Here is a 14,857-nt window from a genome sequence, read left to right as displayed (position 1 = left end):
ATGTATCCAGAATATTATAAGAACGTACTTGGATACGAATTTAGAATCAGTGATCGACAATAAAATGATTCATCTAAACAAAAAGTCCTCAGGAGCGGTTTTCTCCTGAGGTTTTCTTACCATCATCTTTTACATGTTAGCAGCTTCTGCGATTTTACTGGTCTTGCCTTCTAGTGCCATTAGCGAAACATCGGGGCTTTTTGACACGATCGTTGTGATGTTTGGCAGCAAATGGCTGGTTAATTTTATTGGAATGGTCACCTTTATCGGTTTCTTAGGGTATGTCTTTGGTTGGGCATTAGGCGGAAATAAGGTAGCACTTGAAGCCGGCGAAAGCGGAGAACTTCCCAAGATTTTTGCGAAGACGAATCGTGCGTATGCACCGGTGGGTTCGGCTATATTGCTGGGAATTGTATCAACAGGCTTGCTGATATTTTATGGAATCACTGCCAGCACGAGTGAAAATCTATTTTGGACCTTATTAGCTTTTACCTCGATTATCTTTTTCTTGCCTTATATCGTATTAAGTTTTACCTTTTTGAAATTGCGAAAAATGGACCCTGAGATCACCCGACCGTTTAAAGTACCTTTTGGAAAGAAAACGGCTTACTTGGTGGCCATTGTTCACAGTGTGTTCTTAATTTTCGGTAGTATTTCATTTTTAATCCCGCCGGAAGGAGAAAATCCTCAGCTTTATGTGATCAGTTTAGTTGTGGGCTTGATTCTATCAATCGGGTGTGGTGAAGGCCTGATCCATATGGCGATGAAACAGCAAAAAGCATCAGTTATCGATGCGTAAAAATAAAAGGAGTGTTTTTAAATGGCAAAAAGACTTGCTTCGACCCCTAAAAAAGATGGCTATCGGATGCCAGGGGAGTTTGAACCTCACAAGCAAATTTGGATGATTTGGCCGGAGCGTCCAGATAATTGGCAGCACGGCGGCACCGATGCGCAAAAAGCATTTACCGATGTAGCAAATGCGATCAGTAAGTTCACCCCAGTGACAATGTGTGTCTCTGCTAGACAATATGAAAACTGCCGTAATAAGCTGCCGGAGAATATCCGTGTGGTTGAGGTAGCGAATGATGATGCGTGGATGCGGGATTGCGGATCGACTTTTGTAGTCAATGACAAAGGCGATGTTCGGGCAGTTGATTGGGATTTCAATGCGTGGGGCGGTTTGGTGGACGGCTTGTACTTTCCATGGGCAGAGGACCAGAAACTAGCGCAAAAGGTTTGTGAGATTGAGTATATTGATACGTATCATACGCCGGATTTTGTTTTAGAGGGCGGTTCGATTCATGTGGATGGTGAGGGAACGGTGATGGTCACGGAAATGTGTCTATTATCGGAAGGCCGGAATCCACACATGAATAAAGCAGAAATCGAAGACATGCTGAAGGACTATTTGAATTGTGAAAAAGTCTTATGGATCAAAAATGGGATTGATCCGGAAGAAACCAACGGACACGTGGATGATATTGCTTGCTTCGTTCGCCCAGGAGAAGCGGCGTGTATTTACACAGATGACAAAAAGCATCCATTTTACGAAGTGGCCAAAGAAACCTACGACTACTTAAGCAGTCAAACTGATGCCAAAGGCCGAAAATTAAAAGTCCATAAGCTTTGTACCACGATCGATCCGGTGACGTACGGAGAAGAATATGAAGTCGATACTGTGGCAGGTAGTATCCCAAGACACGCGGATGATATCTGTATCACCTCTTATATGAACTTCTTGATCACAAATGGTGCAATCATCGCACCGCAATACGGCGATAAAAATGATGCGCTGGCATTGGAACAATTGCAGGAGATGTTTCCTGATTATGAGATCGTCGGCGTGCAAACAAGACAGGTCGTATACGGCGGTGGAAATATTCACTGTATCACACAGCAGCAGCCAAAGGGATAAGGAGAGAACAGAATGAGACACTTTATTGATACGAATGATTTTAGCAAACAGGAACTGATAGACATTATCGACTTATCATTACTGATCAAGGATTGTGTAAAAAAAGGCTATTATCCACGATTGATGCGGCGGAAAACGTTGGGAATGATCTTCCAGCAAAGCTCGACCCGGACGCGGGTTTCTTTTGAAACAGCGATGGAGCAATTAGGCGGACACGCGCAGTATTTAGGGCCGGGAATGATCCAATTAGGCGGACATGAAACCATCGAGGATACCGGGAAAGTTCTCTCTCGTTTAGTCGATGTGGTAATGGCGCGGGTGGTGGAACATCAGACGGTTGTTGATTTGGCTGAGGCAGCGACGGTTCCAATCATCAATGCCATGAGTGATTACAATCATCCAACGCAGGAAATTGGTGACCTGTGTACGATCGCGGAAAATTTGCCGGAGGGAAAACGACTGGAAGACTGTAAAGTAACTTTTGTTGGAGATGCGACACAGGTATGTGCGTCCTTGGGATTCATTACTACCAAATTAGGGATGCACTTTGTCCATTACGGACCAAAAGGTTATCAGTTGACTGAAGAATATCAAGCGATTTTAGAAAAGAATGTTCAGGAAAATGGCGGCAGCTGGTTGGTCACGGATGATCCAGAGCAGGCGCTGCCGGGGACGGATTTTGTTTACACGGATGTTTGGTATGGGTTATACGAAAGTGAATTATCACCGGAGGAACGGAATCGGATCTTTATGCCGAAATTCCAGGTCAATCGCGAGTTGTTGACACAATGCAGCTTAGGCGTGAAGTTCTTACACTGTTTGCCAGCAACTAGAGGAGAAGAGGTTACGGATGAAGTGTTAGATTCCTCAAGTTCATTGGCTTTTGATGAGGCAGAGAATCGGTTAACGGCGATGCGCGGTTTGCTAGTCTATTTGACTAAGTATCAACGTGATGGCAGCGAATATGAACAATTGGCGGCTAAAGAGAAGTTAGATGACTTTATGAAAAACTTAGAATAGGCGGGATTAGTATGGCAAAAATCGTAGTAGCGTTAGGCGGCAATGCATTAGGCAACTCTGTCAATGAACAATTATCACGTGCGCAATTAGCCGCAAAATCCATCGCAGACCTGATTGTTCAAGAACATAAGGTGGTAATTGCTCATGGTAATGGTCCACAGGTTGGGCAGATCCGTCTAGCTTTTGAGAAGAGCGGTGAAAAGGAAGTCATGCCGTTAGCGGAATGTATCGCTATGAGTCAGGGCTATATCGGCTATCATTTGCAACAAGCGATCGATGAGGAGCTGGTTAGTCGCGGTGTGGAGGATGTACCCGTGATCTCGATGCTGACACAGGTTGTAGTTGATGCACAAGACCCTGCATTTCAACAACCAGCCAAACCAATCGGTGGCTACTACACTGAGAAAGATGCGCAACGGTTAATGGCAGAGACCGGTATTTGTTATCGAGAGGATGCCGGCAGAGGTTGGCGCCGTGTCGTTCCATCACCGAAACCGGTGGATATTTATGAAAAGGTTAGTTTAAAAACATTGGTCGATGCTGGACAGGTCGTTATTGCCTGCGGTGGCGGTGGAATTCCCGTTGTCTATAAAGGAACCAGATATGAAGGAATCGATGCGGTAATTGACAAGGATTTTGCCGCAGCAAAAATGGCAACATTGATCGAGGCGGATGTCTTTGTAATTTTGACAGCTGTGGATTATGTCTATGTGAACTTTGGTAAGGAAAACCAACAAGCGCTGAAGGAAGTTTCCTTAACTGAGATGCAGCAATATATCGCTGAAAAGCAATTTCCAGCCGGCAGTATGCTGCCAAAGGTTGAAGCCGCTTGCGAATTTGTCAGCAGCGGCAAAGAAAAAACTGCCATCATTGCCAATCTCGAGCAGGTGGCTCAGGCAATCACAGCAGAAACAGGGACGATTATTCGTTCGTAAAGGGACGCTTCAAACGCTTATAAAGAATCAGCTCGACAATCGCGATCATGGAGATGCGGGAGGTCATGTCTAAGCTGTCATAAATGATCTCATCAGTGAAAATGTAAAAATCAATGTCGCATAAATTCTGTACGATATTGGTGACAGCTCTAGTAAAGGAGACGATCGTTGCCTGTGAGGATTGTTTGACAAGCTCGATCGTTTCAATAATCGCAGGACTATCTCCCGTATAATCAAAAACAAAGAGAATATCCTCATCTTTGATATTATGGATTGCATGACGAATCGCAGCTCTATCTGATAACAAGATCGAATGGAAGCCTTGAGCGGTAAATAACCAATCAATATAATGCAGAGCCTGCAAATCTAATTCTTCACCGATCAAATAAATGATTGGATTGTGATCCAGCAATTGATTAAAGGTTTCCATCCGTTCGCGGTCAGCCACGCGGATGGATTCCAACACATTTTTTAAATATTCTTCACGATAATCCTTTTGCTTCACAGAGTGGGGAATCGTTTGTGGTGCTTCAGGGGTATTCAACAGGCTATCAACGAAATCACTGTAGCCCTCAAAGCCCAATTTTTTAGTAAAGCGGAAAATAGTTGCCGAAGAGACAAAGCATTTTTTTGCCAATTGGCGAATACTGTAGTGCTTGGCTTCATCAAAGTTCTTCAGTACATATTGAAAAATCCGCTTTTCGGATTCATTGAGATGCGAAATGTTTTGATTGGCTGCGGTATAAAAATTTTTCGTTTCTGTCAAAAAACCACCTACTTTCTTAGTAACTCTATTATAACCTAACTTTTGATCATTAATTAATGCAATCTGACTAACTGGAGGTCTATCAAAATGAAATTGTCTCATGATAAAAACTACCCAACCAAGCATTTTTTAGATAACTATGATCTGTCAAAAGAAGAAATTCAAAATATTCTAAGTACCATTATCCAATTAAAGGAAGCCGCCTACCAAAATGCGATCCCGCAATTATTAAAAAGTGCGACTTTAGCGATGATTTTTGAGGAGCCATCCACTCGGACAAGGGTATCCTTCGAGACCGCCATGACTGAACTAGGCGGGCACGCACTTTATTTGAAGCCGGGGGAGATCCATTTTGGCTCACACGAAGCCATCAAGGACACTGCTCAGGTATTGTCTAGTATGTGTGACGGCATCATGTTGCGGACGGAGGATCATGAGTTGGTCTTAAATCTGGCTAAACATGCCACGGTTCCGGTATTTAACGCGATGACCTACTACATTCATCCAACACAAGGATTGGCGGATGTTTTGACGATGATGGAGCACCTGCCTCAAGGAAAAACCTTGGATGATATTCAGGTCGTCTTCGTCGGCGATTCAGGTGAAAATGGCATCATGTCGATGGAGCATGCACATTTAGCGGCGTCATTAGGTTTGAACTACACGATCGCTTCACCGGCGAAATATTCCATTAGCCAAGCGGAAATTGAGAAAGTAAACAAGAAAATGGCACTTACTGGCGGTACTTTGACTGTGACGGAAAATGTTGAAGAAGCTGTAAAAAATGCGGATTTTATTATTCCGGATGTTTGGTATTATTATGGGTATGAAGATGAAAAAGAGGAGCGGACAGAAGCTTTTTATCCCCGCTACCAATTGAATATGGAGATGTTGAAGATGGCACCTGAGCATTGCAAGGCGATGCATTGTCTGCCGGCCAATCGTGAAGTCGAGATCACCAGCGAGGTGCTGGATCATCCGACACGTTCCTTGGTTTTCCAGGAAGCGGAAAATCGGCTGCATGTCCAAAGAGGTCTGCTGGCCTGGTATTTGTATCCTCGGTTGAAAAGAGCCGATGAACAAACCAAGATCTATTATGAAGGAAAAATGCGGGCCTTTCTCGATCAAAAACTGAATTAGAAAGGGGAGTGACAAGCTATGGAAAATGTCAAAAAATTAGGTTTTATCGATATCGTTTCACTGTCATTTGCAGCGGTTTTCTCGCTTGAACTGATCGCATCGCAAGCATCGATGGGACCCTCATTGATTTTCTGTTTTATCGTACTTGGGGTGACATTCTTTCTTTCACACAGGTTGATTTGTGCGGAGCTGGGTTCGACTTATCCCGATCAAGGCGGAATCTACGTCTGGATCAAGCGCGCCTATGGCGATCGCTGGGCCGCGCGAACGACTTGGTGGTATTGGATCAACGTTGCCGGTTTTATCCCTTCGACCTTAGTGGTGATGGGCTCGATCCTGCAAATGCTGTTCTTCCCGAACCTTTCCGTTTGGGGTATGGTTATTTTCTGTATTATCTGTACCTGGTTTATCGTTGCTTTTAACTGTATCGACCTGCAAGACGCCAAGTGGCTGACGATGATCAGTACGATTTGCAAATTGATCGCTTGTCTGGCATTGATAGTTGGCGCCGTTATGACGCTGACTTCAAAAGGATCACAAACAGACTTTTCATTGAAATCGATCATTCCAAATTTTGATTTGGGTTTCTTTTCACTTGTGCCGGTTTATGTCTATGCCTTGACTGGATATGATTTGATCAGCTGTTCTGCGGGCGAGATGGAAAATCCCAGTAAAAATGTACCGAAAGCTGTTTTCTCTAGCGGTATATGTACGATCGTTTTATATATCATCGCCGCAGTATCGATGCTGATTATTTTACCAGTTGATCAAATTGATCCTGATTCTGGTCTGTTCACCGCTTTTGGTAATGTTTTTGGAACGCAGGTGATGGTGGGCGTGGCAATCATTTCTTTCATCGCTTTCTTAGGCTACATTTTCAGTTGGGCACTTGGCGGAAACAAGGCGGCGCTGGAAGCAGGATTAGAAGGTGAACTACCGAAAATTTTCGCGAAAACAAATAAAGTACATGCGCCAATTGGATCAGCGATTCTTTTAGGATTGTCCTCCACTGCGTTGTTGGTCTTTTATGGCTTGATCGCTTCTAGTAACGCCAACTTGTTCTGGACACTGCTTTCCTTCACATCAATTATTTTCTTTTTACCGTATATCGTTCTTTCCTTCGCTTTTGTTACTCTACGGAAGAAAGATCCAGACATCGAAAGACCATTTCGGATTCCTGGGGGTGATGGTGTTGGAAAGGTAGTTGCAGGTGTGCAATTCATTTTCTTTGCCTTTAGTACAATTTTCTTCTTTCTGCCGCCAGAAGGTGAGAATCCTGTTTCCTATGTGCTATTTTTAGTAGTTGGAGTTGGTTTGGCTGTAGTGGTCGGTGAATGGTTAATTGATAAGTCCATCAAGGAACGCACGTTGAGAGAAGCTAAGACAGAAGAATAACTTTCATAAAGAAAAACAGATCATTTAAGGATCAGTTTTCTTTTGTGGTTTATTATGAGGAAATTATAAAAAGACATCCCGTCAAGGCAACTTTTTAGTATAATGAGCAGTAAAGATGAGTGAAGATTAGAGAATTTTAGGAGGATAAAGAATGGTTCGAATCGCAATTGATATGGATGAGGTTATTGCCGATTTTACGGCAAAGCTTTTGAGACTGTACAATGAAAAATACGAGGCCAGTTATACGAAAGCTGATTTAGAAGGGATAAATTTACGGGATGTTCGCCCTGAACATGCCGAAGCTATTCGGGCGATGATCCGGGAAGAGGACTATTTTTCTGATCTGCCTGTGATTGAAGGGGCCCAAGAAGCACTGAAAAAATTATCTGAGAAGCATGAACTGTTCATTACCACGGCGGCGATGGATTTTCCGACTTCCTTCAATGCAAAATATGAATGGTTACAAGAGCATTTTCCATTCATACCAGATACTCATTATGTTTTTTGCGGCGACAAATCCATCATTTCTGCTGATTACCTGATTGACGACCATTCCCGTCATTTAAAATCGTTTAAAGGGCAGGGGATTCTTTTCGCAGCTCATCACAATGCCAATGAATCCTATGAATTAAAAATGGATAACTGGGCAGAAATTTCCAACTACTTTGAAAATAAATATTAGCAAACTTAAAGCTTGAGAAACGAATTTATTCGTCGCTCAAGCTTTTTTCAATTGGAGAATAGAGATAGGTCAACCATTCGGAATCTTTGCGACGATCATTGAAAGGCAGGTAGCCGGCATATTTATAGATATATTCAATTTTCCAACCACCTGTTTTGGTTTGTTTTTGCTGAATTAGCTGTAATAAATCTTGGGCACGTGGGTCTGTAGAACACTGACTTTTTTGAAGAATATATACTAAGTCCGTTAAAGAAAGAACGTAGCTTTGCGGAAACATACTTTCTGTAATGTGCGGGCTGATCGGCTGGGCATTGGATAATCGGCGATAGAGATTGTGCTGCAGCATGTACTCCACACCCTGATGAATTAGAGCATTGACTTTTTCATCTTGCTGATCAACTTTTTCTTGGTATGTCAGTAGCGCTCTCACGGTCTTTCCAATACCGATGTAACAGGGAACAGTCCTCATACAACCGCCAAATTTACAGATGCCTTTGTGGGGCCAAGGTGTTTTCTGCTGACGATCAAACACTTGATACTGTTTGATCCAATCAAGTGCATTTTGTGCGGCGTCTGATTTTCCCAATCCGAGTCGACAATAGGCTTCAAAGAGCATGGCGTTATAGCAGGGAACGATCTCTTCTAATTTTCCCGTGAAAGCGAAACCCTCTGGTGTTGCCAGATATTGATTCACAAAAGCGAGCAATTCCTGAGTGAGCGGGAGCTTTTCGGCGTAGGGAATTTCAGCTAGGCCGACTAACGCAAAAATTTTTTCTAGTGGTTTTAACTGGGTTAACTGACTGTATTTTTTGATGATTTCAGAGTGATTAAGATAGTCGAGAGGGTCTTCAATTGTTTCATTTTTTTCCACCTTCATCCGTAATTCCAATGCACGATCCATTTCGATTGCCGCCTTTCTTAGCTGTATATAAGTATTATCTCAAAACTAGAAATATTTAAAAGCTATTTTCAAATAAAACAGTGCAATTCAACACGAAAACCTGTATGTTAGAGCTAGTAGAAAATAACAGCGAAATGGGAAGGTGTAGTGATGAAGAAACATCCACTAGAAGGCAGAATAGCAAAAATACTATTTAATTCGGGACTGCAATTTCGCATTGATTTTTTAGCAGACAATCAATTGCGATGGACATCGATTCGAGAAGAAGATGCGGGGGCAACAGACGTTGAGACCATTCATATTGAAGAATATCCGGGCGGGATTTTTTCGATCGATTGGGTGGAAAAAGACGGTTTGTGTGTTTCGTATACCGTCGATACAGTCAATAATTACGTGAAAAGCTTTATGACGTTTACGGATGCTGCATATCGCGGTGGCCGCCGACCTTCTGTTCATGAAGGTCCGTTTCAGCTTATTTTGGAAAATGGCGAACCAGATTTAGAACCACTACAGCATTAATTCGATACTAGTAAGTCCGGTCACTGATTCAAGTGATCGGATTTTTTATTGCGTATTTCTTGTATAAGAGGAAGAGGGGGAAACGAATAACCCACACACTGAGCCTAAAAAATGCTTGGTGTGTGGGTTTGCTTTATCATTACGATCGATTCGTACTTAATGCTTCTACTTCAGTTATTTGAATACTCTCAATGAATTGACTTACTTGTGATTTATCAATCGTCCCGTTCGTTTCGAACAACGAGTTGGAAATGCCGCAGGCCATGGCATATTTGAGCGCTTCCTCGATGGAGTAGTTTTGACTTATCGCGTAAGCCATACCACCGACTGTAGAGTCGCCGCAGCCGGTTGTATTGACAATATCAACCTTGGGAATTTGGACATCGTAAATAATCATTCCGTGTTTAACGAGTGCGCCATCACCGCCTTGAGAGATCATAATTGTTTCTACATTATCAAAAATCGGTTCATGCAGGATGGTGATCAATTCTTCGGTTGACTGAATCCTTCTACCCATCAATTCCTCCAATTCATGCGTATTTGGCTTAATAAAGCTTGGTCGGACAGTTTGCTGAGTCAAGCAATACTCTAGCTGTTCCCCCGAAATATCCATTAGGATCGGGAAATTGTCGCCTACGATTGAGCGAATAAAACGAAGTAGCTTGTAGTGGAAGTAGGCGTCGTCTGAATTGACCGATCCAGAAATACAAATCACATCAACACTGTATTTTTTTAAGAGACTACCAATATGCTGGAAGAACAGGTGCTCATTGGCTTTAGAAAGATAAAGCCCTTTTTCTACTAGCTCAGTATGGGTGTTTCCATCATGCATGATCGTTATCGCATTCCGAGAGTTCCCTTCAACTGTCAGGAACTCAAGCTGATAGCGATCCTCAGCGATTAAGGTATCCAAAATCATTTTTCCGACAGGCCCGCCTAAAATACCTGTCAATATGACCTCTTCACCAGATTGTGCAATGACTCGGCCGGCATTGATACCTTTCCCACCGATGGAAGTATGCGGATTTTCAACACGATTAACTTGATCCAAATTCAGTGAAGAAACAAGATAATTATAATCCATCGAAGGGTTGAGTGTAATCGTCAAGATCATGCCTGTTCCTCCTTAATGATTTTTGTATAGGAGCTATAGTAGTCAAATTGTGTTTCCGGCAGCTTGTTATCGGTCACCAAATAATCGACGTCTGATAATGAGTAGAAGGTGTAGACATCGGATCGATTAAACTTAGAGCTGTCAGCAACTACGCATTTCTTGCGAGAGTGGGCAAATGCCACTCGTTGAATCGAGCCTTCAATTGAATTTGCGGTGGTGACATTATTATCAAAGACACCATTTGTTGCGGCAAAGGCAATATCGATGTTTAGGTTATCAAAGCTCTTTTCAGCAATTTCACCGTAAAATTCCTCAGTTGTTCGTGAAAACTCGCCTCCCGTCAATAGTACGCGGTAATCCGTATTATAAATTAAATAATTAAATGCTATCAGACTATTTGTGATCACAAATAAGTTTGCTTTTTGGATCTCTGGCAACGCATGAAGCATGGTTGTTCCTGCACCGATATAGATCGTGTCGTTATCAGAAATAATACTGTTCATGACTTTTCCAATAAACTTTTTCTCAAGAACATTAGTATCAATTTTTTCTTGGGTAGACAATTCCTGCTCGATTTTTTCAAGTTTTTGAGCTCCGCCGTAAATTTTTACGAGTAAAGATTTTTCGGCGAGCTCATTAATATCTCTGCGAATCGTCATATCGGAGACACCTAAACTTGAAGATATTTCTGGAATGGATAAGTAGTCATTTTCATGTAACAAATCCAAAATTCGTTCTTGACGCTCTTTTTTTAACATGAAATCACCTCTAATTAAGTAAGCTCTTACAATAAACCACGAATCTGCGGTTATGTTTATACATTAATTAATAGCATTTAAAGAAAGAAAAAGCAAGAGAAAAATGTTCATATGTGTTCAAGTTTGTTAAAAAATATAAAGTAGCAATCGAGAGCTACTGTTGCGAAGTGAAATCAATTGTTAAGTAAGCGTTGACAAACAAATTGAAGCGTTGTATATTTACATTATGAAACACATGTTAACAAAGTTTAACAAAATATTTCAATTTGTTTTGGGAAGGAGTGCAACATTGTGGACTATAAAGAAATGTTCGACAAGCAGCTGATCAGTTTAGAGGTTGAAGGTGAAAGTGAAGAGCAAGTGTTCGAACATGTCGCTGAACACTTAAAGGATCTAGGTTTTGTCAATGAAGGGTATTTAAAGGGAATCACGACGAGGGAGCAAAAATTTCCGACAGGACTGATTACGCAGTACCTAAATATTGCCTTGCCTCATTCAGATCCAGAGTATATTGAGAAACCGTTTGTTTACATTGCCCGTTTAAAAAATAAGGTAAAGGTCAAGCAAATGGGAGACAGTCAGGAAATGGACGTAAAAAACTTGTTCTTTCTTGGTATCAAAGATCCTAAGGGACAGGTAGGCTTGCTTCAAGCATTTATGGAACTATTTATGAAGGAAGAGTTTGTTCAAGCCTTTAAGCAGGAACAGGACAAACAGAATATCTATCAATTATTTACACAAAATATTTAATTACGGTTTTTAAACATTAAATTATAGAAGCTGGAGGAATTTAGGATGAAAAGAAGACTAATTGTTGCATGTGGAAGCGGAGTGGCTACAAGCCAAACGATCGCTAGTAAAATTGCTGGATTATTGGAAGATGACGGTATTGATTTTCCTGTTGAGGCAGTAGATTATAAGTCTATTCAAAATGAACTGCCATCTACCGGGATTTATGTATATGTTGCGCAGCCAGATGATGAGGTTTTAGAAAAAGCTGAGGAACTAGGAGTGAAGGTCTTTCCAGGAATTCCGTTTTTGACAGGTATGGGTGCAGATCAAATTTATGAGGATATCAAAGCGTTAGTTGAATAACGATAAAAATAATTAAGGAAAGAAGTGGAAAGCGTGGAAATATTTCAGGACATTATCAATTATATTTTAGGGTTAGGTTCAGCAATTTTTGTTCCATTGATTATTTTGATTTTAGGATTGGTCGCGGGAATGAAATTCAAAAAGGCCTTTATGTCAGCGATTACTTTAGGAATCGCCTTTACCGGGATGTCAATGGTCATCGGTTTTATGTCCAATGCCGTAAGTCCAGCTTCAGAAGCGCTGGCGAAAAATACTGGGCTTAATTTACCAGCATTAGATTTAGGCTGGACAGGAGCCGCAAGCATCACCTGGTCTTGGTCTTACGCCTTTGTTTTCTTTGCAGTTGTACTTGGTGTGAATTTCGTGATGCTGATCTTGAATTTAACGAAAACATTGAACGTTGATATGTGGAATGTTTGGGGGAAAGCATTAACTGCTTATCTTGTCTATTTTATTAGCGGAAGCTTGTTGGCCGGCTTTGCGACAGCGATTGTTCAGGTCATTTTAGAACTGAAAATGGGTGATATGTTCCAACGTCATATCGAAGATTTGACTGGCATTCCTTTGGTAACAGTAACGCACTTAATGAATATTTCGGCGGTATTACTGCTGCCAATCAATGCGCTTATGGATAAGATTCCATTCTTTAATAAACGGGCAGATACGAAGGCCTTGAAGAAAAAAATCGGTGTTTTCTCTGAGAATTCCGTTATGGGCTTCATCATTGGGTTAGGTCTAGGACTGGCAGCCGCTTACGGCGTTTCCGGGTCATTAAATTTGGCAATTCAAATCGCCACAGCAATGGCTTTGTTCCCAATGATCTCAAAAATGTTCATGCAGTCGCTTTCGCCGCTAGCAGATGCCATGTCAGAAATGATGAAGAAGCGCTTCAAGGATCGCGAAGTTTACATTGGCTTAGACTGGCCGGTCCTAGCAGGTCGCTCCGAGATTTGGGTAACTGCGATTCTACTTGTACCAGTATTTATTGGTTATGCAATCATCTTACCAGGGAATGCGGTATTGCCTTTGGCAGGCATTATCAATTATTCAATCGCTGTGGGTGGCTTGCTGTTAACGGGTGGAAACCTTGTTAGAATGCTGATTATGGGTGTGATCTCGATGCCGATTTATCTGTATGCAGCTACTTATCTAACGCCGATCTTAACCGGCTTGGCAGATAAAACTGGGGCAGTTGAAGGTATTAAAAAAGGTCAGCAAATTACTTGGTCATCCATTGAAGGACCGGAATTCCGAATTCTTTTCGCGGAAGCCTTTAAAGGAAATATTTTAGCAGTCGTTGGTGCGATCATCTTTGTCGCAATGTTTGTTTGGCTGTACAAATACATGAACAAGGCAAAAGTACCGAGTCAAAGATATGAGGAATTAGCAGACAAGAAAGTCAGTGGGATGAAAGTCGCTGGATAAGAGCCAGTAATGAAGGTGGGTAAGAGGAATGATTAAAAGAGAGAATAAAGAAAAAATGAAATGGCTGTTTGTTTTGTTTCTTGCGATCGTCAGTTTTATCCTAGCCTTCATGACACAGCAGCTGATCTTCAATTTTATCACTATCGGGTTAGCAATCTGTGTTTATAAATACGGTAATCCTATTCTTTTCAAAGAATATGACGAACGCCGGAAAAAGAAACACGAAGCTGTAATGCAAGTTAGGAATGCGGCTCAAACAGCAATTACGAGTAAACGAGTGTTCAAAAAATAAAAAAGGTGGTCTCGATGATGTCAGATGGACGGATGATTTTTGAAAGAGAGCGCGAGGATTTAGCGCGGATTGTGAAATTGATTTTTGCACGAAAAAATACGAATGTCGCTGGAGGTAACTTTTCGTTCAAAACAACAGATCAAGAAGGTAAAGAATATATTATCATGACACCGACAATGATGTCGGAAGCTTATTTGGGCGAGGTATCACCAGCTCAAATTTTAGTAGTTGAACCACATACTCGTCAGGTAATTGACGGTGTTGGCAAACTAACGCGAGAAATCAATTTACATGAAGCAGTGTACGATACAAACCCAGAAATTAAAGCTGTTTTACATGCTCATGCACCAAATTCCATGTTTTGGGCAACAGCTGGCTTGGATATGCCCAATTTAACCGAGGCAACACAAAAAATCGGTTACGTTCCAGTATTAGATTTTGAACCAAATTGTTCACCTGAATTAGCTGAATTAGTTGCCAACTACATGGAAAGCGAAAAGCTGGCGTTGCCAAATATGCTGCTGCTAAACAGTCACGGTGTTTTGATTAGCGCGCCAGGTGAAACGGGCATCGAGGCGATTCACAAAGCTCTACAGATTCTAGATACAACCGAATGGAACGCAGAAATTGCCTATAAGCAAACAATTTTTCAATCTTTAGGTTTACTAGACGGCTACTATTCAAAGGGCAAACAAATCGGTACGATTGAGGACTTAAAGGATCATACCCCAATCTATAATCGCGAAGAGATCTTTGCGGGTGGGGATTAAATTAGTTAAAGGTTCCTTGAATGGAAGAGGAGTAATCCTTCTTCTGTTCAAGGTTTTTTGTTTTTGTTTATTTTGGTGTTAGATTTAGTGAATTATCTCTAGTACATTTATCAAAAATTTGATACGCTAA

General features: G+C 41.6%; 17 protein-coding genes. 13 read left to right on the top strand and 4 right to left on the bottom strand.

Features of this window, described 5'->3' with window-relative positions:
• Positions 1-121 precede the first annotated feature (121 nt).
• Genes KQI58_RS10525 through arcC form a run of 4 tightly spaced genes read left to right on the top strand, consistent with a single transcriptional unit; the run spans position 122 to position 3,870 of the window.
• Positions 122-799 (top strand): amino acid permease, encoded by a 678-nt coding sequence (locus KQI58_RS10525; protein WP_367397930.1) that lies wholly within the window; start codon positions 122-124, stop codon positions 797-799.
• A 21-nt stretch (positions 800-820) separates the two neighbouring features.
• A complete protein-coding gene (aguA, locus tag KQI58_RS10520; RefSeq protein WP_216408962.1) occupies positions 821-1,915 on the top strand; it encodes an agmatine deiminase in 1,095 nt (364 codons plus the stop codon).
• A gap of 12 nt (positions 1,916-1,927) precedes the next feature.
• Positions 1,928-2,935 (top strand): putrescine carbamoyltransferase, encoded by a 1,008-nt coding sequence (gene ptcA, locus KQI58_RS10515; RefSeq protein WP_216408961.1) that lies wholly within the window; start codon positions 1,928-1,930, stop codon positions 2,933-2,935.
• A gap of 11 nt (positions 2,936-2,946) precedes the next feature.
• Complete coding sequence (gene arcC, locus KQI58_RS10510; RefSeq protein WP_216408960.1) at positions 2,947-3,870, top strand: carbamate kinase; 924 nt, start codon at positions 2,947-2,949, stop codon at positions 3,868-3,870.
• On the opposite strand, the gene KQI58_RS10505 is transcribed toward arcC, so the two are convergent.
• Positions 3,857-4,636: a MurR/RpiR family transcriptional regulator gene (locus tag KQI58_RS10505; protein ID WP_216408959.1), complete on the bottom strand. Its 780-nt coding sequence runs from the start codon at positions 4,634-4,636 to the stop codon at positions 3,857-3,859. The genes arcC and KQI58_RS10505 overlap by 14 nt on opposite strands.
• 87 nt (positions 4,637-4,723) lie before the next feature.
• Here KQI58_RS10505 and argF point away from each other — a divergent pair, with 87 nt between their 5' ends.
• The 3 genes from argF (at position 4,724) to KQI58_RS10490 (ending at position 7,853) form a co-directional block, all read left to right on the top strand.
• On the top strand, positions 4,724-5,776 hold the full coding sequence (argF, locus tag KQI58_RS10500; RefSeq protein ID WP_216408958.1) for an ornithine carbamoyltransferase: 1,053 nt from the start codon (positions 4,724-4,726) through the stop codon (positions 5,774-5,776).
• Between the two features lie 18 nt (positions 5,777-5,794).
• A complete protein-coding gene (locus KQI58_RS10495; protein WP_216408957.1) occupies positions 5,795-7,171 on the top strand; it encodes an APC family permease in 1,377 nt (458 codons plus the stop codon).
• Between the two features lie 151 nt (positions 7,172-7,322).
• On the top strand, positions 7,323-7,853 hold the full coding sequence (locus KQI58_RS10490; protein WP_216408956.1) for a 5' nucleotidase, NT5C type: 531 nt from the start codon (positions 7,323-7,325) through the stop codon (positions 7,851-7,853).
• Between the two features lie 25 nt (positions 7,854-7,878).
• Here the strand turns inward: KQI58_RS10490 and KQI58_RS10485 are convergent, their stop codons facing one another.
• Complete coding sequence (locus KQI58_RS10485; RefSeq protein ID WP_216408955.1) at positions 7,879-8,754, bottom strand: hypothetical protein; 876 nt, start codon at positions 8,752-8,754, stop codon at positions 7,879-7,881.
• A gap of 150 nt (positions 8,755-8,904) precedes the next feature.
• Here KQI58_RS10485 and KQI58_RS10480 point away from each other — a divergent pair, with 150 nt between their 5' ends.
• Positions 8,905-9,273 (top strand): MoaF-related domain-containing protein, encoded by a 369-nt coding sequence (locus KQI58_RS10480; RefSeq protein WP_216408954.1) that lies wholly within the window; start codon positions 8,905-8,907, stop codon positions 9,271-9,273.
• A gap of 139 nt (positions 9,274-9,412) precedes the next feature.
• Here KQI58_RS10480 and KQI58_RS10475 read toward each other — a convergent pair whose 3' ends face one another.
• Together KQI58_RS10475 and KQI58_RS10470 are read right to left on the bottom strand one after the other, a co-directional pair.
• Entirely contained in the window at positions 9,413-10,387 is a 975-nt protein-coding gene (locus KQI58_RS10475; RefSeq protein WP_216408953.1) for a 1-phosphofructokinase family hexose kinase, read from the bottom strand.
• Positions 10,384-11,145 carry a DeoR/GlpR family DNA-binding transcription regulator gene (locus tag KQI58_RS10470; RefSeq protein WP_216408952.1) on the bottom strand — a complete coding sequence of 254 codons (762 nt, stop codon included), beginning with the start codon at positions 11,143-11,145 and terminating at the stop codon, positions 10,384-10,386. The genes KQI58_RS10475 and KQI58_RS10470 overlap by 4 nt, the downstream gene beginning before the upstream one ends.
• A gap of 291 nt (positions 11,146-11,436) precedes the next feature.
• On the opposite strand from KQI58_RS10470, the gene KQI58_RS10465 reads away from it, so the two are divergent.
• From KQI58_RS10465 to KQI58_RS10445, 5 genes are read left to right on the top strand one after another with little or no spacing between them, the layout of a single operon-like run.
• Entirely contained in the window at positions 11,437-11,895 is a 459-nt protein-coding gene (locus KQI58_RS10465) for a PTS sugar transporter subunit IIA (protein WP_216408951.1), read from the top strand.
• A gap of 45 nt (positions 11,896-11,940) precedes the next feature.
• The gene (locus KQI58_RS10460; RefSeq protein ID WP_216408950.1) at positions 11,941-12,240 is read left to right on the top strand and encodes a PTS sugar transporter subunit IIB; all 300 of its coding nucleotides are present in this window, start codon (positions 11,941-11,943) and stop codon (positions 12,238-12,240) included.
• A 33-nt stretch (positions 12,241-12,273) separates the two neighbouring features.
• Positions 12,274-13,665 carry a PTS galactitol transporter subunit IIC gene (locus tag KQI58_RS10455; protein WP_216408949.1) on the top strand — a complete coding sequence of 464 codons (1,392 nt, stop codon included), beginning with the start codon at positions 12,274-12,276 and terminating at the stop codon, positions 13,663-13,665.
• A 28-nt stretch (positions 13,666-13,693) separates the two neighbouring features.
• Positions 13,694-13,957 carry a hypothetical protein gene (locus tag KQI58_RS10450; protein ID WP_216408948.1) on the top strand — a complete coding sequence of 88 codons (264 nt, stop codon included), beginning with the start codon at positions 13,694-13,696 and terminating at the stop codon, positions 13,955-13,957.
• A gap of 17 nt (positions 13,958-13,974) precedes the next feature.
• Positions 13,975-14,727, top strand: a complete 753-nt coding sequence (locus KQI58_RS10445; protein ID WP_216408965.1) for a class II aldolase/adducin family protein — start codon at positions 13,975-13,977, stop codon at positions 14,725-14,727.
• Positions 14,728-14,857 lie beyond the last annotated feature (130 nt).

Origin of the sequence: Enterococcus raffinosus, assembly GCF_018917525.1 — a bacterium.
Classification (GTDB): domain Bacteria; phylum Bacillota; class Bacilli; order Lactobacillales; family Enterococcaceae; genus Enterococcus_A; species Enterococcus_A raffinosus_A.
This window is presented reverse-complemented; position numbering and strand designations above follow the sequence as displayed.

What these genes read in the sequence shown, in the direction of transcription:
- aguA (WP_216408962.1), top strand. Translation starts at nt 821, where the DNA reads ATGGCAAAAAGACTTGCTTCGACCCCTAAAAAAGATGGCTATCGGATG.
- ptcA (WP_216408961.1), top strand. Translation starts at nt 1,928, where the DNA reads ATGAGACACTTTATTGATACGAATGATTTTAGCAAACAGGAACTGATA.
- arcC (WP_216408960.1), top strand. Translation starts at nt 2,947, where the DNA reads ATGGCAAAAATCGTAGTAGCGTTAGGCGGCAATGCATTAGGCAACTCT.
- argF (WP_216408958.1), top strand. Translation starts at nt 4,724, where the DNA reads ATGAAATTGTCTCATGATAAAAACTACCCAACCAAGCATTTTTTAGAT.
- KQI58_RS10495 (WP_216408957.1), top strand. Translation starts at nt 5,795, where the DNA reads ATGGAAAATGTCAAAAAATTAGGTTTTATCGATATCGTTTCACTGTCA.
- KQI58_RS10490 (WP_216408956.1), top strand. Translation starts at nt 7,323, where the DNA reads ATGGTTCGAATCGCAATTGATATGGATGAGGTTATTGCCGATTTTACG.
- KQI58_RS10485 (WP_216408955.1), bottom strand. Translation starts at nt 8,754, where the DNA reads ATGGATCGTGCATTGGAATTACGGATGAAGGTGGAAAAAAATGAAACA.
- KQI58_RS10480 (WP_216408954.1), top strand. Translation starts at nt 8,905, where the DNA reads ATGAAGAAACATCCACTAGAAGGCAGAATAGCAAAAATACTATTTAAT.
- KQI58_RS10475 (WP_216408953.1), bottom strand. Translation starts at nt 10,387, where the DNA reads ATGATCTTGACGATTACACTCAACCCTTCGATGGATTATAATTATCTT.
- KQI58_RS10470 (WP_216408952.1), bottom strand. Translation starts at nt 11,145, where the DNA reads ATGTTAAAAAAAGAGCGTCAAGAACGAATTTTGGATTTGTTACATGAA.
- KQI58_RS10460 (WP_216408950.1), top strand. Translation starts at nt 11,941, where the DNA reads ATGAAAAGAAGACTAATTGTTGCATGTGGAAGCGGAGTGGCTACAAGC.
- KQI58_RS10450 (WP_216408948.1), top strand. Translation starts at nt 13,694, where the DNA reads ATGATTAAAAGAGAGAATAAAGAAAAAATGAAATGGCTGTTTGTTTTG.
- KQI58_RS10445 (WP_216408965.1), top strand. Translation starts at nt 13,975, where the DNA reads ATGTCAGATGGACGGATGATTTTTGAAAGAGAGCGCGAGGATTTAGCG.